Here is a 21,872-nt window from a genome sequence, read left to right as displayed (position 1 = left end):
ATACTGGTAGCTTGTCGCACTGTCATCTAGAGCAGCTACCCACCGATGAAGATCGCCATCGCACAACTCGAGTGCCGGCCAGGCAGCCCGAGTGAAAACGTCGACCGCATGGGCGATTTCGTCCGGCAGGCCCGCCGGCAGGAATGCGACGCCGTCGTGTTCCCCGAGATGAGCGACACCGGCTACCTACCAGAGAAATTCCACGAGTCCGCGCAGACCTGGCCCGGTCCAGCCATCGACCAACTCTCCGCGGCGGCTGCCGACCAGTCGGTCGCCGTTGTCGCCGGGCTCTCCGAACGCGACGGGTATTCGATCTACAATTCGCTGGCGTTCATCACAGCCGACGGGCAGCTGGTAGGCAAGTACCGGAAGGTCCACCTCTACTCGCCGCCCCCCGCCAGCGAAGCAGTGCACTGCGCGCCCGGCAGCGAGGCGTCGGGCGTTCGGTACGAGGGCGTCGATTGGGGGCTCTCGATCTGCTACGACCTGAGGTTCCCGGAGCTGTACCGCCGCCCCGCCGCGGCCGGATCTCAGATCTGGATCAATGTCGCGGCGTGGCCCAGCGTTAGGCCTACCCACTGGGACTACCTCTCCCGCGCCCGCGCGATCGAAAACCAGGCTTTTTTGGTGGCCGCCAACCGGGCGGGGAGTGACGGACCGTTCAAGTTTCTAGGGAATAGCCGCATCATCTCGCCCATGGGCGAGCTTCTGGCCGAAGCGGGCGCGGGCGAAGAGATGATCGCCGCCGAGATCGACCTCGGGCTCGTTGAGGCGTTCCGCAAGAAGGTGCCATCACTAGCGGACCGAGTCTGGCGGTAGGCGGCGTCCGGTCTAGTCGTGGGCGCGCGCACCTTCTGCCGTGGCGGTGCGTAGAACCGAAATAGCGGTTCCGACTCGTTGCCTCAAAACGGACGCGGCGCAATGCCCGAAGGACAAGGCCAAGACCCAGCCGACTGCACCATTGTCGGCGCCAGCTTCGCGGGTCTCGCCTGCGCGACCGCCCTCGCGAAAAAAGGTTTCCGCGTCCGGGTGCTCGAGCGGAAGGCGGACCCTGGCGAAAAGCTGCACACCACGGGCATCATTGTTAAGGACGCGGTCGATCAGATTGCGATGCTCGACCAGCTGCCCCTCGACAGTGTGCGGGCGGTGCCCGGGGTGCGGCTCTTCGCCCCGAATCTTCGGCACCTCGATCTCGAGGCGCCCGGCTACTACTTCTTGGCGACCGACACGCCGAAAGTCCTTCGATGGCTCGCTGAGCAGGCCCGTCGCGCGGGCGTAGAAGTCTGCTGTTCGACGCCCTTTACCACTGCCAGCCGCAACCGCGGCGGTTTTGCGCTGCCGGGGCTTGGGGCTACCCGTTATCTCATCGGCGCCGACGGGCCGAACTCGGTAGTCGCGAGAGAATTGCAGCTCGGCAGAAACCGATCGTTTCTCGGTGGGGTGGAGTACGAGTACCGCGGCTTGGAGGTTGAGCAGAGCGATCGCCTGCACTGTTTTCTCGACCGGAAGCTGGCGCCTGGCTACATCGGATGGTTGGTCCCGGGGGTCGGAGTCACACAGATAGGCCTCGCCCGTCGGATGCGTCCCGACCCCGAAGCCCTGAAACGCGTGATGGAACGCTTTCTCGAAAAAATAGCGTCGGTGGTCGATGTGCGAGACGCTACCCCTTCCTCAATCCGGGCCGGCGCCATCCCCTGTGGAGGGGTTGTCCGCCCGACGGCAACCGAGCGGGCGTTGCTGGTGGGCGACGCGGCCGGCCTTGTTTCGCCGGTGACTGCGGGCGGCATCCACACCGCGCTCAAGCACGGACTGGCCGCGGGGCACGCGGTCGCCGATTTTCTGTCGGGGCGTTGCGAGGACCCCGGCGGCTGGTTCCCGGCCACCTACCCACGGTTTCGCACGAAACGACTCCTCCGGTTCCTGTTCGACCACTTCCAGTCGGACGCCGCGTTCAATCTCCTGCTGGCGACTCGCCCCATGCGGATGGCTGCCAGCCAGGTCTACTTCCACCGCCGCGGGGTCTTTGACGGGGATCGCCAACGAACTCCGGCGGGGCAAGAAGTGAATCGGAAGGCCTCCACCTGATTCCGCCGGCGTTTCTTTGCCGGTCAACAGTCAGACGAAGGGCAGACGGTCGAGAACCCGGGTAGGCTATACGCTATGGGCGTCACTATCCATTACCGAGGCCAGCTGGCCGACCCAACTCGCCTGGAGTCGCTCGAGGACATTGTCATCGACCTGGTCCTCGGACTTGGCGGTCAGGTCGAACTCCTCCGGCTCCCCGCGGAAGAGCCGGGGCAGTACTACCGCGGGCTGCTGCTGAATGTCGAGCCCGGGCAAGAGACGATGTCGCTCCTGTTCTCGCCCGACGGGTGGATCACGCCGCTATGGGCCCTAGGCGAGAAGTCGCAAGCGACCGAGCAGCGGACCTGCTTCGTCAAAACGCAGTACGGCACGCCGCTGGGCCACGTTGCGATCATTGAGATCCTGGCTGGCGTCAAAGAGCACTTTGCCCCCAACCTCACGGTGAACGACGAGGCCGAGTACTGGGACCACCGCGACCCAGTGCGGCTGGCCGAGCTGATGGACCGCACCACCCGGGCGATCGAGGCCTTCGCTCAGAAGCTCGACGACCACCCGCTCAGCAGCGAGGCCCGCGAGGACCCGGCGATTGTCGCCAAGCGGGTTGAACGCGTGGCGGAACTGGTCCACCGGGCCTGGCGGTAGGAGGATCAGAGCGATTCCGCGTCGCCCGACGACGGTCAATTCGCGAATTGGCCAGACGTCGAAAGCCGCTGGGACGAGCTCCGCCGGCAGAGCGAGGCCAACGCCCTGCGGCTGCAGCGTCAGATCGAGGAGTCGCTGCTCGAGGGCGACTCGGTGGAGGACGCGGTCGAATCGGCATTTGACAATCCGCCGAGCTCAGTTCGGTCAAGATCGACCGATGACGCGTCGTTCGACAGTCCGGGCGGAGAAGATTCGGTTGATGATGGGTCGTGGCGGGGAGATCGCGTGAAACACAAGCCGCGCGACCCGCTGCTCGAACGGGCCACGGAATTGCTGCTCCGCCTGACGGATGAGCCGCCTAGCGGCGACGGCGTCGCCCCCGACCTGCTGCGGCACGCCGCCGAGGTTTGCGGCGGTCTGGCGCAGGCGTTGTCGCTTCCTCCCCCATACGAACTCGACCAGGACGAGCGCGGCCTGATCGTTGTGCAATTGAAGCGGGCGCTCCGCGGCGCCGCGTTCCTGCGGGGCGGGCTGACGGGCGCGGCCGCCGACGTGCTCCGCGACGAGGTCAATGCGATCCAGGGCGAGATCCTCGACCTGCTCCGTAGGGCTCGGCCGTCGCCGGGGGGTCGGCCGTGACCAGGGGAATCGCCCGCGGCCGAGACCACGAACTACTCAACTGCCTCCCCTCCGAGGTCCGCCTTGCCCGAAACCCATCCCCACATCGCCGCCAGCATCCTGCCGTGTGGGCTCACCGTCTCGGCGGTGCAACGTCCGGAGTCGCCGACGCTGGCGGCCGCGTTAGTCTACGGGGTCGGGCGGCGGTCGGAGTCCAAGGCGGAGCTGGGGCTGACCCACCTGTGCGAGCACCTAGCCTTTGGGGGGCAGAACGCCGCCCTGGTCGAGGAGATCCTGACCGAAGGGGGTGCCGTCAACGGCGAGGTTGGGTTCGAAACGACCCACTACGCGATTTCCTGCCACCGAGACCTGACCGATTCCGCCTTGGCGTGCCTGGCTGGAATGGTCTGCCCGGAAGCGGTCGACGCTACGGCGTTAGCGGCCGAGGCGAAAATCTGCGGGCACGAGCTGCGGGCCGGCGCCGGCGACGCCGCGGAGGGGTTTGGTTCGCTGACCAAGGAGCAGCTCCGGGTGCTCGGCGCGGTGAACTGGCGTGCGAACGTCCGGGCCGAAGTCCGGAGGTTCGGCAGGCTGACGCCGGCGGTGGTCGAGCGGTACCGCCGCGAGCACTTCGCTCCGCAGCGAGCGTCGTTGGCGTTGGCAGGACCCCAGCCGCGCGGTGAACTGATCGAGCGGTTCGCCTCCACGCTGGCGTCCCGACCGCTGGAGGACGCGACGCCGCTGCTAGCGGGGCGCACCGAGTTGCCAACAGCGCCGGTGGGCCGCGTTATGGTGCAGGGCGGGGCGTACGCGAGGATCGATGTGTGGTGGATCGCGCCGGAGTTGGCGATCGCCGACCGGCTCGCCGCTGACATCGCGGCTTGCGCCCTGAGTGGCGGGCCAAAGAGTGGGCTGTTTGGCGCCCTGCGGACCGAGGCCGCTATGGCCTACCACGTCGACGCGGCACCGTGGGACTCGAACGAGGACTCCGGGGTGCGGAGCGTGGCTATTGTCCCCGCTCGCGACGTGCTGCGGGCGGTCGAGGTTGTTCTCTCGCAGGCGGATGCGCTGCGGAGTGGTCCAACAGAAGATTCCCTCGAACGGATCAAACGTCGTCTGATACGCCAGGTAGAGCGGTGCTTTGAGTGGCCTGGGTACGCGGCCAATTGGCTCGCCTACGAGCACCTGCGACCCGAGCTGACCAGGTTGCCGATCGCGCAGGACTACATCGCGGGGCTGTTGGCGATGACGCTTGGTGAGGTCAACGCCCGGCTCGCCGTGCTGCTCGCTCCTGATCGGCGGTACGCCTTTGTGATGGGCGGCGTGCCGATTACCAAGCGACGGGCCCTTCGCAAGCGGATCCTCGCAGGGGGCGGCCGCTCTTAGGCGCGGCAGTAAGAGCTTCAAAGCGCCGCGCACTGGCCTGCGGAAACCCTACCCCATCTCCCCTGCAACAGCCTCGGCCGTCAACCGCCCCGACGCCATCGCGCCGTTGATTGAAGCCGTGTCGCAGTAGTCGCCGCAGGTGTGCACGCCATTCGTGGTGCGGGGGCTCTTCTGTACTGGCGAGAGGGCCGGCGGGGTTTGGCGGGGCAGGGCGTACTCGATGGGGTACGTGCGGAGGTGCCGCCAGGAGTCGACAGCCTGCCCGAACCAGCCGTGGAGCTGCTCGAGCACCGCGGCTTGGAGGTCGTCCAGATTGTCCCACTCGAGCGCCGTGACAGAGATCAGCGACTGGCCGCGTGGGGCGTAGCCCACCGCCACCTGGCTCGGCACGCACAGGTTGTTCACTGGGCCCTGGCCCTCGCCGTTGAGCACCAGGATCGGCTCCTTAACCGGCGGCTTGTCGGCCGCGAAGTACAGGCAGGCCACGCGGTTGGCTTCGCCTGCCAATGGCTCACCAGCCGAAGGTTGGCCGATCAGTCGGGCCGCCGCCGGGGCCTCGGTTGCCACGACCACCTGCTTGGCTGCTAGCCGCTCGCCGGAAGCGAGCTCGACCATCCCCTTCCCGACAGAGTTGACGGGCGAGTTCAGCCGCAGCGCGCCCGGCGGCAGCCGATCTGCCAGCTGTTGTGGGATCGACCGCATGCCGGCTGCGGGGATCGCGGCGTCCCCGGTAGAGAACATCCGGAACACGAACTCGCACAGCCGGCTCGAGGTTTGAAGTTCGTGGTCCAGGAACACGCCGCCGAGGAACGGGCGGAAGAACCGCTCAATAATCGTCGACGAGAAGCCCCGCTGCTGCAGCATCTCGATCGTGGTGGTTTCGGGCCTTTCGTAGAGCTGCTCGAGGTCCGGCGAGGTGACGCTGCGGCGGAACTTTGCCACCCGCAGCTTGTCCGACAGCGTGGCGACCGGCGACAGGGCGGTGGAAACCAGCCGCTTTGGGCGCCGCCACGGGTCGGTGAAACGATGGAACTCGCCGTCGCGCCAGATCAGGGCGCCGGGCTCGAAGCGGCACAGGTTCAGCTGGGTGTAGTCGAGCCGGCGGCGGGTCTCGGGGTAGCTGGTGAGCAGCACCTGGAAGCCGCGGTCGAGCAGGAATCCATCGTGGTCATCGGTGGCGATGCGGCCGCCCGGCGTCTCGGCGGCCTCGACCACCAGCACGTTCAGCTTCTTGAAGCAGAGCTCCTCGGCGCAGGTCAGCCCGGCGATGCCGGCGCCGACGATAATCACATCCCATTCTTGCATGCCGTTGCTCACCCTCCTCAAGCTAACCGTTCGTGGTCGACCGTCTGTGGCCGAACTCGCCCGAGCACTCTAGTCGACAACCGAGTTTTGACAACGCCGACGGGACGTCGACCCAAGCAACACCAGGCCGAGCACGCCCGACGCCAGCGAGGTGGGTTCGGGGACCAGCGACTGCGAGAACATCCAGTCGTAGAAATCGTTCGAGCCGTAGAAGCGGCTCCAAGAGTTGTGGGTGACCCCCGGGTACTCGAGGTAGCGGGTGGAGCCGCTCTCGGCGAAGCGGCCCGTGCGTCCCCCGCCTGTGAAATCAATCGTGGCGTCTGGCTCGGCGCCGATCAGCGTGTTGAATGACTCGCGTGAGTAGCTCACGGAAACGACCGGGTCGCTGCTGCCGTGGACCAGCCAGATCGGAGTTTCGCTGAGGGCGTCGGCGACCGCGAAGTCGACCGTTGAGCCCGCGATCGCGGCGGCCGCTGCAAACCGCCGGTCGCCACCGAGTTGGTAGCCGTTGTAGTAGTGCAGGTAGTTCATCGTCCCGAAGCCCCCCATCGACAGGCCCGTGATGTAGAGTCGCTGCTCGTCGACTGGCAGTTCCGAAATCACGGCGTCGAGCACTTCATCGGTCCGGTCTACCGAGCTGTACGGAGAGAAGCCGACCGAACGATTGAGCTGAGGGGCGACCAAGATCGCCGGGTAGTTGGCGTAGGTCTGCTCGATCAAATTCTCGATATGGATCGACACGTGCGACGTGTTGTTCGTCCCGGACTCGCCCGAGCCGTGCAGGAACAGCACCAGCGGGTACTCCTGGCTCGGGTCGTAGTCCTGCGGCAGGAAGTAGCGGTAGCCCATCGGCTCTTCGAGGTAGCCGATCGGGGCGCCGTCGGCGCCGAGTTCGGGCACGCCGGGAATGGTGCGGGCGACGCTGTCCTGCCAGGTGCGGGCCGGGCAGACACTGGCGCCGGCGTGGCAGACTACCGCGGCGAGCAACAGCAGCCTAGCTGCCCAAATGGGATTGGTCATCGAACGCCTCACATGCTGAGTAAGAATCGATCACGCGCCAGGCTCCGCCTAAACCGAGCGGGGCGTGGCTTGGGGGCAGCATACCACGGCGTCGTCCGCTGTGCGGCGGCTTGGCGGCAATGGCGAAACAAACTTTTTGGACGGAAAAATCACGCTGATTCCCGCGAAAATGGGCGTGTCTGCCCGGCGCCGGGATGCTCGACTGGCGGCGGCGGCTCTGGGTACAATAAGGTGCTTGGTCCCGCCCCCACTCCGTTAGCAGCGTTGCTCCTCATGAGAAGCCCCCGTGTGTTGTGTTTCGCGTCGGTGTTGTTCGCTACGCTTCCGGCGAGCGCCGAGTCGGTGGACTACGCCACCCAGATCAAGCCAATCTTCGCAGCGAGCTGCACCAAGTGCCACGGCGAGAAGCGGCAGCTGGGCGACCTCGCCCTGCACACCGACGGCCTGGCGGCCGTGATCGAGGACGGGCTGATCCTCCAAGGCGACGCCGAGTCGAGCGGCGTCTACGACCGGCTCATCCTCGAGCCGGGCGACAAGCTGCTGATGCCCAAGGGGGGCGACCCGCTGCCCAAGGAGCAGATCGAGCTGATCAAGCAGTGGATCGAAGAGGGGGCCGTGCTGACCTCTGCCGCGGCGACCCCAGAGCCGATGAAGGAGCACGACGAGGCCGCTGCGGCAGAGCCGCAGCCTCTGCCCGAGCCCGACCCGGCAGACGCGGCCAAGGTGCAGGCGCTGGCCGATGCCGGCGCCAGCATCGTGCCGCTGTACGAGGGGAGCCCACTCCTGAGCCTCTCGTACCCGAGCAACCCGCAGCAGGTGACCGACGAGTCGCTCGACGCCATCGTGGCGATCGCGCCGAACGTCGCTTGGCTCAGCCTCGGTGGGACCGCCGTGACCGACGCCGGCGTCGCGAAGCTGGCGGCCTGCCAGAACCTGACAAGGCTGCATCTGGAAAAGACCGCGGTGACCGACGCGTCGGCCGACGCGCTGGCCTCGCTCCAGCGGCTCGAGTACCTCAACCTGTACGGGACCGAGGTCACCGACGCCACACTAGCCAAGGTCGGCAAGCTGCCGGCCCTGCAGCGGCTCTACGTCTGGCAGGCACCCGTCAGCTACGAGGCGGCCAAGCAGTTGATGGCCGAGAACTCTACGCTCGAGATCAACCTCGGCTGGGACCACCCCGGCGTCGTCCGCGACCGGCTCAAGGCCGAGCTCGAGCAGGTCGCCGCCCGTAAGAACGAGGCTACCGAGCAGGCCAAGACGCTCGAGACCCAGCTCGCCGACGCCAAGCAGCAGCTCGAGGCCTCGACGACGCGGGAAGCCGAGCTGAAGAAGGAGCTCGAGGCGCTGGACAAGCCCGCCGGAACAGACGATCCCGCCGACAAACCCGCCGAAGAGCAAGAGCCAGCGGAGGCCGACAAGCCTGCCGACGCGTAGCCGACTCGACCGCAGCGATCAACGAGGCCAGGATGGCAAACCCCACAACGATCCGCGACCTGGTCTGCTGCGGCTGCGGCTGCCTGTGCGACGACCTGCGGGTGGACCTGTCGGCAGGGCGGCCGCCGGTGGTGCGGCCGGCGTGTTCCTTGGGGGAAAAGTGGTTGGCCGAGGTCGCGTCGTGGCGGCCCGCCCCGTGCCTGATCGACGGGCAGCCGGTTACGCTCGACGCGGCGCTCGACCGCGCTGCCGAGCTGCTGTCGGCGGCCCGGGCGCCGCTTGTATGCGGCCTGAGCGGCGCCGAGGTAAACGCGCAGCGGGTAGCGGTAGCGATCGCCGAGCTGCTTGGCGGCTGCATCGATGGAACCTGCACTCCAGGCGAGCGGGCGGCAATCGAAACGCAGCAGTCGATCGGAGCGGTCGAGGCGTCGTGGGGCGAGATCGCCCAGCGGGCCGACCTGGTAATCTTCTGGCGTTGCGACCCCGCCGCGACGCACCCGCGACACCTCCAGCGATACAGCGTCGAACCCAAGAGCTGCTGGCTGCCGCGGGGCAGGGCCGACCGCCGCGTGGTGTGTGTCGGCTGCCCACAGAGCGAGACCACCAAACACGCCGACCACACGATCCCATTGACGGCGGCTCAGGGTATCGAGGCGCTCGCGAGGCTGCGGGCCGCGCTGACCGAGAAGCAACTGAGGCCAGCCGAGGCGGGCTTCCCCGCTAACGAGTTGGCAGAGCTTGCGGGTTGGATACGCGGGGCCAAGCACGCCGCGGTGTTCTACGATGAGGCCCTTACCGCAGGCGGACCCGCGGAGTTGATCGAGCTCACGCAGCTCGCCCAGCAAGTGCAAGACCAGACTCGGGTGGTGACCGCGTCGCTTCCGGCCGCGGGCAACGCCGCCGGCGCAAGCAGCGTGCTGACCTGGCAGACCGGTTTCCCGATGGCGGTCTCGTTCTCGTCGGGCCGGCCCGAGTACGGTCCGGGCGAGTTCAACACAGATGTGCTGCTTTCTGGTGGCGAGGTCGACGCCGTGCTAGTGGTTGCCGACGAGGGCCTGAAGCAGTTACCGCAGGAGGCCCGCGAGCAACTCGACCTGACACCCATGGTCGTGCTCACCAACGAAGCCAAGGCCAGCGTCGCGGCCGCGGTGCAGATTGGCGTCGCCCCGCTGGGCTCGACACCGGGCGGCTCGGTATTCCGCGGCGACGGCGTCGCGCTGCCGCTCGAGAACCAGCTGCACCGCGTCGACAACCAGACCGCGCTGTCGCACCACGCTGTGCTGCAGGAACTTCAGCAGCGGATCAGTGCGAAGCTCAACCGGGCGGCGGTCAGCGGCGTGGCTGGTGCCCCATGAGCCGCCGCAGCAGCACCACCTGACCGATATGCATCAGCTCGTGCGAAGCCGCGAACTCGACCGACTCGAGCCCCGTCTTGAACATCGGGTGCGGGTCATCGAGCGGTGTGTCGAGGAAATCGTCGTCGAGCAGGGCGAGCTCGCTGTAGGCGTGCTCGCCGATTGCGTCGAGCACACGGACCACCTCGTGCGGGTCGACGTTCTCGGCGGGGGTGGCGCTGGGCGTCGACGCGCGGCCGTAGCGCTCACGCAGTTCCTGCGGCATCAGCAGTTGGTCGGTGACCTGTTCGCCCCGCGCCCGCACCATGCACAGCCCGTACTGCGCGGCCGCGATGTGCCCCACCTGCCACACGACGTTGGTCACGCCTTCGTGCGGCATCCAGAACCACTCGTCCGGCTGCAGGTCGGCGAGGAACGACTTCAGGACCGCGCGGGTCGATTTCATCCGGGCGACTGCGGCGTCGATGCGAGTGCGACTCATAAGGGACTCCTGCGACAAGGGGCACAACCGGCTAAGATAGCGGCTCGGGTTACTACCGGCTAGCGATCAAAATGCCCGCCGACAAACGTTTGCCTCCATGACGATGCTTAAGATCTCCGGCGCCACGCTGCACGACCCCGTCAACGGAATCGACGGGCGGGTTGTCGACCTGTGGGTCGACAATGGCCGCGTGATCCAACCGCCGTCAGAGCCGGCGGTCAGGCCCGACCGAGTGATCGACGCGCGGGGGCTGGTGGCGATGCCGGGCGGGGTGGACATGCACTGTCACATCGCCGGCCCCAAAGTCAACGCCGCCCGGCGGCTGCGCTGCGACGACAAACGGGCAACCGACCAGCGGCTAGCCCGGCGAGAGGGTTTCCGGAGCGGTACGCTCGGGAGCGTTCCGAGCACCTTCACCACCGGCTACAAGTACGCCGGGCTGGGGTACACCACGGCGTTCGACGCGGCCGTGCCGCCGATCGCCGCGCGGCACGCGCACCTGGAGCTGGCCGACACGCCGTGCATCGACAAGGGCTTTTACGTCCTGCTCGGGAACAACCACTACGTGATGGACTGCCTCAAGCAGGGCGACCCGGCGCGGCTCCGGTCGTACCTGGCGTGGCTACTGGGGACGACCAAGGGGTACGCGCCCAAGCTGGTCAACCCCGGCGGGGTCGAAGTCTGGAAGCAAACAGGGCAGGGCGCCCTGCAGGGGCTCGAAGACAAGCTGCCGCACTACGGCGTTACGCCGCGGCAGATCATCCGCGGCGTCGCCCAGGCGGCGGGCGAGCTCGGCCTGCCCCACCCGGTGCACCTGCACTGCAACCAGCTGGGGATGCCGGGCAACTGGCGGACGACGCTGGCTAGCATGCAGGCGCTGGAGGGCTGCCGCGCCCACCTGACCCACATCCAGTTCCACAGCTACGGCGGCGGCGGCGAGGACGAGGGGACACTCTGCAGCCGCGTCGAGCCGCTGGTCGACTATGTTAACAGCCACGGCAACCTAACCGTCGACGTTGGCCAGGTGCTGTTCGGCGCCACGACCAGCATGACCGGCGACGGGCCGCTCGGGCACTACCTCTACAAGACCACCGGCGACCGCTGGTACTGCCACGACACCGAAGTCGAGGCCGGCTGCGGCGTGCTGCCGATGGAGTACAAGCACAAGAACCTGTTCAACGCCCTGCAGTGGGCGGTCGGCCTCGAGTGGCACCTGCTAATCGACGACCCGTGGCGGCTGGCGCTCAGCACCGACAGCCCCAACGGCGGCTCGTTCCTCGCCTACCCCGAACTGATCCGACTGCTGATGGATCGCGACCACCGTAACGCCGTCTTGGCGGGGTGCCCGCCCGAACTGCGGGACCGCTGCGGCCTGGCCGGGATCGACCGCGAGTACACGCTGCAGGAGATTGCGATTATCACCCGGGCGAGCCCGGCGCGGATCCTCGGCCTGACGAACAAGGGCCGCCTCGACGTCGGCGCCGACGCCGACATCACGCTCTACACGCCGAGCGACAACGCCGCGGAGATGTTCGCCCTGCCGCGGTACGTGATCAAGGGGGGCGAGGTCATCATCGACGACTACGAGCCGTGCGCCGCGCCCGACGGCAAGACCCTCTGCGTCGCGCCGGAGTTCGACGCGGCGCCGTTGGCGGATCTGGAGCGCTGGTTCGCCAGCGAGTACTCCGTGCAGCTCAGCCACTACGGCATCCGCGACGACGAGCTGGCCGCGGTCGAGGTGACCCCAAGCAACGACGCCGCGGGGTAGCGCGGGTGCCTGCCGTCAGGACCGCTATGCCTGGTCGGCCTCGGACGGAGCATGCCGCAGCGGCTCCTTGAAAGTCAGCGTGCGGTGCGGGAACGGGATCTCGATCCGCGCGTTGTCGAGCTGCGACTTGATCGCCTGCACCACCTGGTCACGCGCTGCCCGCTGCTCCTTGGGCGTCGAGCCGCTCCACCAGCAGATCTCGAAGTCGATGCTCGACCCGCCAAACTCGCGGGCGAACACCTCTGGCGGCGGGTCCTTCGAAACCAACTCGCACTGCGTCAACGCCTCAGTAAGTGCTTGCTGCGCGGCGGCCAGGTCGGTCCCGTAGTCGACCCCGCAGATCAACTGGGCGCGACGCACCCGGCGGCTGGTCATGACCCGCACCGGCGACTTGAACAGCCGGGCGTTGGGCAGCACGATCAGCTGGCCGTCGACCTGCCGCAGCGTGGTCATGCGGATGGTGGTCTCCTCGACCGCCCCTTCGATCCCGTCGCACTCGATAAAGTCGCCGGTCTCGAACGGGAACCGCCAGAGGATGAGCACGCCGGCGAAGAAGTTTTCGACAATGTCCTTGAACGCGAAACCAATCGCGATCGAGCTCAGGCCGAACACGGTGAGCACCCGCGACGGCGTCATTCCGGGGAACACAATCACCGCGGCCACCAGCAGGCCAACGACCCACACCGCCGCGTACACAATCTGCCGGACCAGGTCCTTCAGGCTCCTGCGCAGCCGCACCCGGGCCAGCGTGCGGCGAGTAACCCGGTCCGCGATGGCCGCCGCCAACCACGTAAGGCCGATCACCAAGAACGCTGCGGCGATCAGCGGCAGACGCGCCAAAAAGTCGTTAAGCATCGACGACAAGCTGGCGATGATCGTCTGGGTGGCGTCGTTCAGGTCGTGGATCTCGAGCGTATCGAGCTCGGCCGCATCGCCGGGAGATTCAGATGGGGTCTGCTGCGCGAGCGGCAAGAAGTACATCACATTGGCCTGCAGGGTTGGCTTCGAGGATGCCCTATTATGGGGCGTGGCTCTGGCTCGACCACCCGTGATGGGGGATCGTTCAGCGAGCGGCACTATCTCGGTCAGGTTGGCCGGCAGGTGACCAGGCGAGTGAATAACTCAGTTATTCTCGCCCCGCGAACCGGATGCAAACCGGCGTCGGCGCCGCAAACAGCTCGCCGACCGGCTCCAATCCACCCGACTCGGGGTCAACCGCAAACACGCTGATGTCGCCCGAATACTGCCCGCCGGCGAACAGGTAGTCGCCCGACGGCGTGAGCGCGATGTTGCGGGGAGTCTTCACCCGCGCGGGCACGTGGTCGACCGGATCGAGCTCGCCGGTCGACGCGTCGATCGCGAACACGGCGATGCTGTCGTGGCCGCGGTTCGAACCGTAAACGAAACGCCCGTTGGGGTGCACGTGGACATCGGCGCACGACTTTTGCTTTACATTCGGTGGCAGGGTGCTCTCGGAGTCGACAATCGCGAGTCGGCCCGAGTCGGCGTCCCAGCTCATCGAGGTGAGCGTTCCGTTCAGCTCGTTAATGACCACCGCCAGCCTGCCGTTGGGGTGGAAGGTTAGGTGCCGCGGCCCCGAGCCGGGCGGCATCGCGAGCGCCGGCGGATCGTGCGGAGTGAGCTCGCCGGTTTTGGCGTCGAACCGGTAGACGAAGATCTTGTCGGCCCCAAGGTCGGTCGCCAGCACGAACCTGTTGGTCGGGTCCGCGACGACGCAGTGGGCGTGCGGGCCCTGCTGCCGGTTCTTGATGACGCTGCTGCCAGCGTGCTGCCGACTAGAGGCGACTGCTCCCAACTCCCCCGACGCGAGGATTGGCAGCGAACAGACAGTCCCGTCGGCGTAGTTCGCGACCAACGCAAAACGTTCGTCCCGGTCGAGCGAGACATAGCACGGCGCGCCCCCGCACACGGCGACTTCGTTGAGCTTGGCGAGGCGGCCGTCGTCCTCGCGCCGGTAGGCAATCAGCTTGCCGGCCTGTTTCCCCTGGTAGTCGGTGATCTCGCCAACCGCGTAGACACGCTGGCGGTCCGCCGTCAGCGTCAAATAGGACGGGTTCTCGGTTTCTGCCACTAAGTCGGCGGCGCCCTCGACCTGGTCGCCGTCAATCGCCACGTCCAGACGGTAGATGCCTCTGGTTGTCTGGCCGGTGTAGGTGCCGACGTAAGCGGTGAGCTCCACCTGCTCGCCGGACCGCGCGGAGGGAGTCTGCAAGCACACGCTTAGCAGTCCGATCGTCGCAACAAGGGACTGCCGCAGCAAGATTGAGGGCGTACAGAGCATGGGTGCCATCGGGTTCGGTGGGTGCGTTGTCGAAACATGCGGTGCTGGGCGGTTTTGCGTGCTAAGCATTCTTTTCCGGCACGGTTGCGCGAGTCGCCCCAGTCGAGATGCCGCCGTCGACCAGCAGCGTCTGGCCGGTGACGTACGCGCTCGCGTCCGACGCCAGGAACACCACGGCGCCGCGGAGGTCGCCCGGCTGGCCGGGGCGGCGGAGCGGGATGCGGTCTACCAGGTACTCGAGCCACTCCTGGTTCTCGTACAGCACCTTGTTCTGCTCGGTGCGGAACCAGCCGGGCGCCAGGCAGTTGACCGTCACACCGTGGGGTCCCCAGTCGTCCGCTAGGCTCATGGTGAGTTGCTTCACGCCGCCGCGGCTAGCACAGTAGGGTCCCAACCCGGCGTAGCCGGCGACCGAGGTGACTGAGCCGATGTTGATCACGCGGCCGTAGCGGCGCTCAACCATGCCCCTGCCGACCGCCTGGGCGACAAAGAACGTCCCCCGCAGGTTGGTGTCGAGCACCAGGTTCCAGTCGTCCCAGCTGACGTCCAGGGCCGGCTTGCGGACGTTGCAGCCGGCGTTGTTGACGAGGATGTCGATCGCGCCGCAGGCTTGTTCGGCCTCGGCGGCCATCTGCTGGATGCTGGCGTGGTCGCGGACGTCGAGCTCTAACGCGGTGACCTTGCGCCCGAGGCCTTCGATCTCCTGCTGAAAATCAGCCAGGTCCGCTCGCTTGCGGCTGGTAATCACCAGGTCGGCGCCCGCCTGCGCGAGCGCGCGGCCGAACTCTTGGCCGAGCCCGCGGCTCGCGCCGGTGACGATCGCGGTCTTCCCAGTTAGGTCGAACGGGTTGCTGCTCAAATGGGTCCCCTCGTCGTTGCGCGCCGGGCGGATCCAGCCGGCCCAGCCGCCGCCGGGTGCGAGGTGGACGTCCAGGCTGTCGGTCGCGGCGACGGCGCGTGTCTGGCGTTGGTAGTCGGTAGCGTTTTGGTCGGCGTTCACACTGTCGGCCCAAGACTCCAGAGTGTACCCGCCCGGGCCGAGGAACGAGAGGTCCCGCGGCGATCAGTCGGTCATCGCCCCGACGAACCACGCGTCGCCGCTGCGGCGGACGACTGCCACGTAGTCGCCCAGCTTGGCGTGCAGCACCCGCGTGTCGTCGCACACGGTGGGGACGGCGCGGAGGAACTCCAGACACTCCGGCTCGCGGCGGTACTGCGTTGGGCTGTCCGTCAGCATCTGCAATGGGCTCTCGTACACGACGTACATCGCCAGCTGATGGCGCCTCGTGCCCTGGCTCATCGGCCGCTCCATGATCGCCATTAAGTCAATCGCTACCCTGGAGACCCCGAGCGTGATGTCGGGGCTGGTCGCCATCACGTCGCCGGGCCAGACGCAAGGTTTGCGTGAAATCGACCTGGCCGCTGGAGCCCACACTTTCTGGCTCGAGAAAGGCAATTGGCCCGCTCGAAGATGTGTTATAGTACTTTTCCAGGCGAATGTTTGCATGTCCGCCTCTTTTCTTTCCAATCCGCTAGGGCAAGCGGCATTCGACAGGTAGGAATTGCTTTTCGACGCAGAAGTGCCGTCGCCAACGGTCCCGGGTTGGCGGCTAGCGGGGCAGTGGCGGTCAGGCGCCGCGACGACTTTCCAAGGCTGGAATTCTGCCGATCCCGGTTCCGCCCCAGGGCGGCCGCCGCTGAGCGGTCGAATCGCAAGGCTAACCTTTCTTACGCCGTGTTCAGGGAATCTCATGGCCGTCAAGCTCAAGCGTCGCTCGGTGGCGTTGCTCATCGAGACCTCCAACGCCTACGCCCGAGGACTGATGGACGGGGTTGTCGCCTACCAGCGGCAGCACGCGCGGTGGTCGATCTACATGGGAGAGCACGAGCGGCGAGCAAGCCCGCCGCTCTGGCTCCGGGAGTGGAAGGGCGATGGCATTATCGCCCGCATCGAGAACGAGGCGGTCGCCGAAAAGGTCCGCCGGCTGAATGTGCCGACCGTCGACGTCAGCGCCGCACGGCTGATCGGAAACATCCCCTGCGTCGAGACCGACGACAAAGAAATCGCCGACCAGGGCGCGCGGCACCTGGCGAGCCGCGGTTTCCGCTCGCTGGCGTTCTGCGGCGACCGATCCTTCCTGTGGTCCAACGCCCGCGAGGATCAGTTCGCCGCGGTCTGCAAGGAACTCGGCCTGGAGTGCAGCCTGTTTATGGCCAAGTCCGTGCACGACGACGACTACTCGTCCACCCAGGAACGCGACCGGCTCCGCAAGTGGCTCAAAAAGCTGTCGAAGCCGGTCGGCGTGATGGCGTGCTACGACTTCCGCGGCCAGCAGATCCTCGATATCTGCCGCGAGATCGCGGTCGCGGTGCCGGAGCAGGTCTCGGTGGTGGGCGTCGACAACGACGAGCGGCTCTGCTCGATCTGCACGCCGCCGCTGTCGAGCGTCATCCCGGACGCGTACGGCGCCGGCTACAAGGCCGCCGAGTTACTCGACCAGATAATGAACGGCGAGGCGGTGACCTCGGAGGTCTACCGGATGCCGCCGCTCGGGATCGCCGAACGCCGCTCGAGCGATATCTTCGCCATCGACGACGAGGACATCATTGCCGCCGAACGCTACATCCGCGAGCACGCCTGCGAGGGCATTGCTATTGCAGACATCCTGAAAGCGGTTCCACTTTCGCGGCGGGCGCTCGAGTACCGCTTCCGCAAGCTGCTGCACCGCACGCCGCACCAGGAGATCATCCGCATCCGCATCGAGCGGGTGAAGGCGCTGCTCCGCGAGACCGACCTGCCGCTGGCGGCGATCGCGATGCGGGCCGGATTCGCCCACGCCGACTACCTCTCGGTCGCGTTCAAGAAGGTGACCGGCGTGCCGCCCAGCGCCTACCGGAAACAGAACAGCAAGGTCGCGTCGTATTGATAGCGTTCGCGGGCCGGCAGGCTCCGGCGAACCACCGGGGGAGGCGTGCCCTTCGGCAAGCAGCAACGCTGGCGCTACAGACGCTCACCTGGAGAGGAACGCCGCGAGCCAGAGGCGGTCCTTTGACAGGCGCCCGGGCGGCAAGAGATCATGGGGGTTCGCGGCCCGTAGCCGCCGGCGACAATTTGTTCGTAGATTAGGCATTCTTGAGAGGGCGCAGCGATATGTTCCGGATTGTTGGCGCCTGCTGGTGCCTGTTGGTCGCCGCGACCGCCTTGGCGGCTGGCCCCGCCCGCCCAAACATCCTCTGGATATCCGTGGAGGACATTGGACCGCACCTCGGCTGCTACGGCTGCGAAGACGCCAACACCCCCACGCTCGATGCCTTGGCCGCGCGAGGCGTGCGGTACACAAGAGCCTTCACCACGTGCCCGGTCTGCGCTACCAACCGGTCCTCGATCATCACCGGGGTGTACCCGACGTCCATCGGCGCCCACCACATGCGGTGCCGGACCACGCTTCCCTCAGGCGTGCGTTGCTTCCCCGAGCACCTCCGGGAGGCGGGCTACTACTGCACCAACAACTCCAAGACGGATTACAACCTGATCGACGCCGGCAAACCTTGGGACGATTCGAGTAAGAACGCCCATTGGCGGAACCGGACGGAGGGGCAGCCGTTCTTTGCGGTGTTCAACCTCACCAACACGCACGAGAGCAAGGTCTGGCCGCGCGGCAAGGGGCGCCGCCGTATCACGCCAGACTTGACCGCTGCGGACCGGCTGGACCCTGACCGCTTGATGCCGCCGCCCTACCTCCCCGACACCAAGCCAGTACGCCGCGACTGGGCCAACTACCTCGAGAACATCACTCAGGCAGACTACGACGCCGCGGATCTGTTGGAACAACTCCGGGAAGATGGCCTGGAGGAGGACACGATCGTGTTCTTCTGGTCCGATCACGGCGCCGGGCTGCCCCGCAACAAGCGCTGGCCGTACGACTCGGGTGTGCGGGTCCCGCTGATTGTCTACCTTCCGCCTGCCCTGCGGCCGGCAGGCCAGGGAGTCGGCGGCGCCGTCGACGATCAGCTCATCAGCTTTATCGACCTCGCTCCGACCGTGCTCGAACTGGCCGGCGCGCCGCTACCTTCCTACCTGCAGGGCAGGGCGTTCCTGGGCGCCGACCTCGAGCCGCCGCGCGAGTACGCCGTTAGCACCCGCGATCGGATGGACGAACGCAACGACCTGATCCGCTCGGTCCGCAACCAACGCTACCGGTACATCCGCAATTTCATGCCCTGGGAGCCCTACACCCAGTGGATCGGCTACGGGGAACGCAACGCCACGATGAAGGAACTCCGGCGCCTTGCCGCCGCCGGCGAGTTGCCCGAGGCGAGCCGCTTGTACATGTCGGTCCGCAAGCCGGCGGAGGAGCTCTACGACTTGCATCGTGACCCGCACGAGCTGGTCAACCTAGCCGACAACCCCACATTGGAGCACCGGGAGGTGCTGGCCCGCACGCGTGCCGAACTGCGCGAGTGGCAACTCGCAACGGGCGATCTCGGCCTGATCCCCGAGCCGATACTGCGTCAGCGGGAAGCCGAGCTGGGGGACTGCCAGCAGATCTACGAAAACCCCAGCGCCCGCCAGAGCCTGCAGGCGGTTCTGCAGATGCTTGCCCCTGCTCGGCCGCCCGCCGAGCGCGAAGCAGACGCGCTAGCCGAGCTGTCCGCGGAGGACCCGGTCCGACGCTACTGGGCGGTCAAGGTTGTGGGCGAATTGCCGCTCCAACCGGAGCTGACGCCAGAGACCCGGCGGCGCCTTGCTTCGACTTTGGAGGATTCAGCCGGCGTGGTGCGCGTCGCGGCTGCAGCGGCCTTGCTGCGCGACCCCGACCATGCTGCTCCGGCGGCTCTGAAAACGCTGCTCGCAGGACTCGAGTCACCCGACCCCTGGGTCCGTCACCATGCTGCCCTGGCGCTGGACGACCGCGCTGGGGACGCTCCGTCGGTTGTCGAGGCGTTGCGGAAGTCGCTGGACGACCCAAACGATTATGTTCAGCGTGTGGCAAAGCGGGCAGTCGATCGCGCCGCCCTCGGCGAGTAAGTCGGCAAGGCGTTACGCGCGCGGGTGGAACGTGTCGTGCACCTTCTTGAGCCGCGAGTGGTCGACGTGCGTGTAGATCTGGGTGGTGGCGATGCTGGCGTGCCCGAGCATCTCCTGCACCTGCCGCAGGTCGGCCCCGCCGCCGACCAGGTGGGTCGCGAAGCTGTGCCGCAGGCTGTGCGGGCTGAGGTCGGACGTGACGCCGGCGACCGCCGCGTACTTCTTGATGAGCTCCCACACCCGCTCGCGCTGAAGCCGCAGGCCGCGCGACGAGAGGAACAGGAATTCCGACTGGGGGTCGCGGCGCTCGGCCAGCTTGGGGCGTTCCTTGTCGAGGTACTCGCGCAGCATCGCGATCGCCTGCTCGCCCAGCGGCACGACCCGCTGCTTGTCGCCCTTGCCGTGGCAGACGCAGAAGCCGTCTTCAAGGTGGACGTCGCGGCCGCAGAGGTTCGACAGCTCCGACACGCGGCAGCCGGTGGCGTAGAGGGTCTCGAGGAGGGCCCGGTCACGCCGCCAGAGCGGCTCGCCCCGCACCGGCGCCGACAGCAGCTTGTCGATCTGACTGGGGGACAGCACGGTCGGCATCCGCTGCCACAGCTTCTGGGTATTGAGCAGTTCGGCCTGGTTGTCGTTGAGTTGCCCCTCGAGCTGCAGGTAGCGGAAGAACATCCGCAGCGAGGCGACATGCCGCGCGACGCTGGCCGGCGCGAGCCCCTCCGCGGTGATTGCGCGGGGGTAGTCGGACAGGTCCGACACGCTAAGGCTCTCGATCCGCCGCCCGGCGAGCCAGCCGAAGAACCGCCGCATGTCCCGCCGGTAGGCAGTCACCGTGTTGGCCGACAGGTGGCACTCGCTCGCCAGGTAGCGGGCGAACGCCTCGATCATCCGCGACGCCTCTTCGGCGGCGGCTTGGCGTTTCGGCTTGATGCTCTTCTTGCGGGGGGCCATGGTTATTTCAATCGGCGGCCGGTGTCCGGCGGGTCCAGCTGCCGAAAAGCCCCCTAGGGGCAAACTCGCCCTGCTGGTTATCCTGAGGGGGCCTGTAACGGTTAGCCGAAGCTTGCAGTCAGCCGCCGCCGGCCCCTCACCCACGCACGATACCGCCCCGCGTCGCTATGCAGAATATCATCCTCGAAAAGCCGTACGAGTTTGTCCCGCCGGTCGAGTCCGGCTTCTGGTGCTGGGCGATCCGCTTCTGGCTCCGCAGCTACCTCGAAAAGAACTTCTCGGTTACCTCGTTCGACGTCCGCGGAGCCGAGAAACTGCGGGCCTCGATCGACGAGGGCAAGGGCGTGATCGTCGCGCCCAACCACAGCCGCCTGTCCGACCCAATGGTGCTCGGCATGCTTTCGAAGGAGGCCGGCACGCAGCTGTTCGCGATGGCGAGCTGGCACCTGTTCGAGCAGAACAAGTTCGAGCGGTTCCTGATCCGCCGGATGGGCGCATTCAGCGTCTACCGTGAGGGGAACGACCGCCAGGCGGTCAACTTCGCCATCGACATCCTCGTGCAGGGCCGCCGTCCGCTGGTAATGTTCCCCGAGGGCGCCGTCAGCCGGCACTGCGACCTGGTGATGGATCTCATGGACGGGCCTGCGTTTATCGCGCGGCAGGCGGCCAAGAAACGCCAGAAGCAGGGACGCCCGCCGGTGGTGATCCACCCGGTCGCAATCCGCTACTACTTCGACGGCGACGTTGAGGCCACGATCGGTCCCGACCTCGACGCGCTCGAGCACCGCTTCAGCTGGCAGCCGCAAACGCACCTGACGCTCACGCAGCGGCTGGGCAAACTCGGCCGCGCGATCCTGGCCGCCAAGGAGATCGAGTACCTCGGCGCCGCCCGCGAGGGCGACCCGCACGAGCGGGCCGACCGGCTGATGCAGGAGGTGCTCGAGAAGCTTGAAGAGAAATGGGGCACCGTCGGCAAGGAGAAGGGCGTGGTCGGCCGCGTCAAGGCGCTCCGCTCCGTGATCTTGCCCGACATGATCGCCGGCAAGGTGACCCCGGAAGAACGCTCCGAGCGGTGGCGTGACCTGGCCGAGTGCTACTACCTGCAGCAGCTGGCCCACTACCCCCAGGGCTACATCGGCGGCGGCCACGATCTGCCCGAGCGGCTGCTCGAGACCATCGAGCGGATGGAGGAGGACTTCACCGACGAGTCGAAGTACCACGGCCCGCTGCACTGCGTCATCCAGGTCGGCGACGCGATCGAAGTCGACACCGAGCGGGACCGCTCCGCCGCCCAGGACCCGGCCATGACTAAGACCGCCGAATCGCTGCAGGGGATGCTCGACGCCATGGTCGCCGAGCGGCGGGCCGAGCTGGCGGCGCGGGCGGAGTCCTAAACCGCCAAGTCGCCAAGTCGCCAAGAACGACGCTAGCGAGCGTTTGGCACTTGGTTTGGGTGGGCGGCGCTCGCCTACCGGCCGCCGACTCCGTTAGAC

Annotated in this window: 17 protein-coding genes and 1 pseudogene; 11 read left to right on the top strand and 7 right to left on the bottom strand. The window is 67.1% G+C overall.

The window, feature by feature from the left end; all coding sequences use genetic code 11:
- The first annotated feature begins 45 nt into the window (after positions 1-45).
- From Pla123a_RS22630 to Pla123a_RS22610, 5 genes are all read left to right on the top strand, one after another.
- The gene (locus Pla123a_RS22630) at positions 46-819 is read left to right on the top strand and encodes a nitrilase-related carbon-nitrogen hydrolase (protein ID WP_146591295.1); all 774 of its coding nucleotides are present in this window, start codon (positions 46-48) and stop codon (positions 817-819) included.
- 102 nt (positions 820-921) lie between these two features.
- Positions 922-2,085 (top strand): NAD(P)/FAD-dependent oxidoreductase, encoded by a 1,164-nt coding sequence (locus Pla123a_RS22625; RefSeq protein WP_146591293.1) that lies wholly within the window; start codon positions 922-924, stop codon positions 2,083-2,085.
- A gap of 75 nt (positions 2,086-2,160) precedes the next feature.
- The gene (locus Pla123a_RS22620; RefSeq protein ID WP_146591291.1) at positions 2,161-2,727 is read left to right on the top strand and encodes a hypothetical protein; all 567 of its coding nucleotides are present in this window, start codon (positions 2,161-2,163) and stop codon (positions 2,725-2,727) included.
- A gap of 285 nt (positions 2,728-3,012) precedes the next feature.
- Positions 3,013-3,366 (top strand): hypothetical protein, encoded by a 354-nt coding sequence (locus tag Pla123a_RS22615; protein ID WP_146591289.1) that lies wholly within the window; start codon positions 3,013-3,015, stop codon positions 3,364-3,366.
- A 63-nt stretch (positions 3,367-3,429) separates the two neighbouring features.
- Positions 3,430-4,731, top strand: a complete 1,302-nt coding sequence (locus Pla123a_RS22610) for a M16 family metallopeptidase (protein ID WP_146591287.1) — start codon at positions 3,430-3,432, stop codon at positions 4,729-4,731.
- Positions 4,732-4,779: 48 nt separating this feature from the next.
- Here the strand turns inward: Pla123a_RS22610 and Pla123a_RS22605 are convergent, their stop codons facing one another.
- Both Pla123a_RS22605 and Pla123a_RS22600 read right to left on the bottom strand, forming a co-directional pair.
- A complete protein-coding gene (locus Pla123a_RS22605; RefSeq protein ID WP_146591285.1) occupies positions 4,780-6,036 on the bottom strand; it encodes a protoporphyrinogen/coproporphyrinogen oxidase in 1,257 nt (418 codons plus the stop codon).
- Between the two features lie 69 nt (positions 6,037-6,105).
- Entirely contained in the window at positions 6,106-7,056 is a 951-nt protein-coding gene (locus tag Pla123a_RS22600; RefSeq protein WP_146591283.1) for an alpha/beta hydrolase-fold protein, read from the bottom strand.
- A 273-nt stretch (positions 7,057-7,329) separates the two neighbouring features.
- Here Pla123a_RS22600 and Pla123a_RS22595 point away from each other — a divergent pair, with 273 nt between their 5' ends.
- Together Pla123a_RS22595 and Pla123a_RS22590 are read left to right on the top strand one after the other, a co-directional pair.
- Positions 7,330-8,493, top strand: coding sequence for a c-type cytochrome domain-containing protein (locus Pla123a_RS22595; RefSeq protein WP_197528210.1), 1,164 nt, complete (start codon positions 7,330-7,332; stop codon positions 8,491-8,493).
- 32 nt (positions 8,494-8,525) lie between these two features.
- A complete protein-coding gene (locus Pla123a_RS22590; RefSeq protein WP_146591279.1) occupies positions 8,526-9,848 on the top strand; it encodes a hypothetical protein in 1,323 nt (440 codons plus the stop codon).
- On the opposite strand, the gene Pla123a_RS22585 is transcribed toward Pla123a_RS22590, so the two are convergent.
- Complete coding sequence (locus Pla123a_RS22585) at positions 9,823-10,329, bottom strand: DinB family protein (RefSeq protein WP_146591277.1); 507 nt, start codon at positions 10,327-10,329, stop codon at positions 9,823-9,825. The genes Pla123a_RS22590 and Pla123a_RS22585 overlap by 26 nt on opposite strands.
- Before the next feature lie 97 nt (positions 10,330-10,426).
- On the opposite strand from Pla123a_RS22585, the gene Pla123a_RS22580 reads away from it, so the two are divergent.
- Positions 10,427-12,097 carry a formylmethanofuran dehydrogenase subunit A gene (locus Pla123a_RS22580; RefSeq protein WP_146591275.1) on the top strand — a complete coding sequence of 557 codons (1,671 nt, stop codon included), beginning with the start codon at positions 10,427-10,429 and terminating at the stop codon, positions 12,095-12,097.
- 24 nt (positions 12,098-12,121) lie between these two features.
- Here Pla123a_RS22580 and Pla123a_RS22575 read toward each other — a convergent pair whose 3' ends face one another.
- The 3 genes and pseudogenes from Pla123a_RS22575 to Pla123a_RS25410 all read right to left on the bottom strand — a co-directional run bounded on the left by Pla123a_RS22575 (position 12,122) and on the right by Pla123a_RS25410 (position 15,774).
- Positions 12,122-13,078, bottom strand: a complete 957-nt coding sequence (locus tag Pla123a_RS22575; RefSeq protein WP_197528209.1) for a mechanosensitive ion channel family protein — start codon at positions 13,076-13,078, stop codon at positions 12,122-12,124.
- A gap of 145 nt (positions 13,079-13,223) precedes the next feature.
- Complete coding sequence (locus Pla123a_RS22570) at positions 13,224-14,399, bottom strand: lactonase family protein (RefSeq protein ID WP_197528208.1); 1,176 nt, start codon at positions 14,397-14,399, stop codon at positions 13,224-13,226.
- A 61-nt stretch (positions 14,400-14,460) separates the two neighbouring features.
- A pseudogene (locus tag Pla123a_RS25410) lies at positions 14,461-15,774 on the bottom strand (glucose 1-dehydrogenase).
- A 376-nt stretch (positions 15,775-16,150) separates the two neighbouring features.
- On the opposite strand from Pla123a_RS25410, the gene Pla123a_RS22555 reads away from it, so the two are divergent.
- Complete coding sequence (locus Pla123a_RS22555) at positions 16,151-17,326, top strand: AraC family transcriptional regulator (protein WP_146591267.1); 1,176 nt, start codon at positions 16,151-16,153, stop codon at positions 17,324-17,326.
- A 224-nt stretch (positions 17,327-17,550) separates the two neighbouring features.
- On the top strand, positions 17,551-19,428 hold the full coding sequence (locus tag Pla123a_RS22550) for a sulfatase-like hydrolase/transferase (RefSeq protein WP_146591265.1): 1,878 nt from the start codon (positions 17,551-17,553) through the stop codon (positions 19,426-19,428).
- Positions 19,429-19,440: 12 nt separating this feature from the next.
- Here Pla123a_RS22550 and xerD read toward each other — a convergent pair whose 3' ends face one another.
- On the bottom strand, positions 19,441-20,379 hold the full coding sequence (xerD, locus tag Pla123a_RS22545; protein ID WP_231956601.1) for a site-specific tyrosine recombinase XerD: 939 nt from the start codon (positions 20,377-20,379) through the stop codon (positions 19,441-19,443).
- Between the two features lie 167 nt (positions 20,380-20,546).
- Between xerD and Pla123a_RS22540 the strand changes: the two genes are divergently transcribed.
- Entirely contained in the window at positions 20,547-21,773 is a 1,227-nt protein-coding gene (locus Pla123a_RS22540) for a lysophospholipid acyltransferase family protein (RefSeq protein ID WP_146591263.1), read from the top strand.
- The last annotated feature ends 99 nt before the right edge of the window (positions 21,774-21,872 follow it).

The organism is Posidoniimonas polymericola (genome assembly GCF_007859935.1).
GTDB classification, from domain to species: Bacteria; Planctomycetota; Planctomycetia; order Pirellulales; family Lacipirellulaceae; genus Posidoniimonas; species Posidoniimonas polymericola.
The sequence above is the reverse complement of the archived record's forward strand: the minus strand, read 5'-3'. Positions and strand labels throughout refer to the sequence as shown.

What these genes read in the sequence shown, in the direction of transcription:
- Pla123a_RS22630 (WP_146591295.1), top strand. Translation starts at nt 46, where the DNA reads ATGAAGATCGCCATCGCACAACTCGAGTGCCGGCCAGGCAGCCCGAGT.
- Pla123a_RS22625 (WP_146591293.1), top strand. Translation starts at nt 922, where the DNA reads ATGCCCGAAGGACAAGGCCAAGACCCAGCCGACTGCACCATTGTCGGC.
- Pla123a_RS22620 (WP_146591291.1), top strand. Translation starts at nt 2,161, where the DNA reads ATGGGCGTCACTATCCATTACCGAGGCCAGCTGGCCGACCCAACTCGC.
- Pla123a_RS22605 (WP_146591285.1), bottom strand. Translation starts at nt 6,036, where the DNA reads ATGCAAGAATGGGATGTGATTATCGTCGGCGCCGGCATCGCCGGGCTG.
- Pla123a_RS22600 (WP_146591283.1), bottom strand. Translation starts at nt 7,056, where the DNA reads ATGACCAATCCCATTTGGGCAGCTAGGCTGCTGTTGCTCGCCGCGGTA.
- Pla123a_RS22595 (WP_197528210.1), top strand. Translation starts at nt 7,330, where the DNA reads ATGAGAAGCCCCCGTGTGTTGTGTTTCGCGTCGGTGTTGTTCGCTACG.
- Pla123a_RS22590 (WP_146591279.1), top strand. Translation starts at nt 8,526, where the DNA reads ATGGCAAACCCCACAACGATCCGCGACCTGGTCTGCTGCGGCTGCGGC.
- Pla123a_RS22585 (WP_146591277.1), bottom strand. Translation starts at nt 10,329, where the DNA reads ATGAGTCGCACTCGCATCGACGCCGCAGTCGCCCGGATGAAATCGACC.
- Pla123a_RS22580 (WP_146591275.1), top strand. Translation starts at nt 10,427, where the DNA reads ATGACGATGCTTAAGATCTCCGGCGCCACGCTGCACGACCCCGTCAAC.
- Pla123a_RS22575 (WP_197528209.1), bottom strand. Translation starts at nt 13,078, where the DNA reads ATGTACTTCTTGCCGCTCGCGCAGCAGACCCCATCTGAATCTCCCGGC.
- Pla123a_RS22570 (WP_197528208.1), bottom strand. Translation starts at nt 14,399, where the DNA reads ATGCTCTGTACGCCCTCAATCTTGCTGCGGCAGTCCCTTGTTGCGACG.
- Pla123a_RS22555 (WP_146591267.1), top strand. Translation starts at nt 16,151, where the DNA reads ATGGCCGTCAAGCTCAAGCGTCGCTCGGTGGCGTTGCTCATCGAGACC.
- Pla123a_RS22550 (WP_146591265.1), top strand. Translation starts at nt 17,551, where the DNA reads ATGTTCCGGATTGTTGGCGCCTGCTGGTGCCTGTTGGTCGCCGCGACC.
- xerD (WP_231956601.1), bottom strand. Translation starts at nt 20,379, where the DNA reads ATGGCCCCCCGCAAGAAGAGCATCAAGCCGAAACGCCAAGCCGCCGCC.
- Pla123a_RS22540 (WP_146591263.1), top strand. Translation starts at nt 20,547, where the DNA reads ATGCAGAATATCATCCTCGAAAAGCCGTACGAGTTTGTCCCGCCGGTC.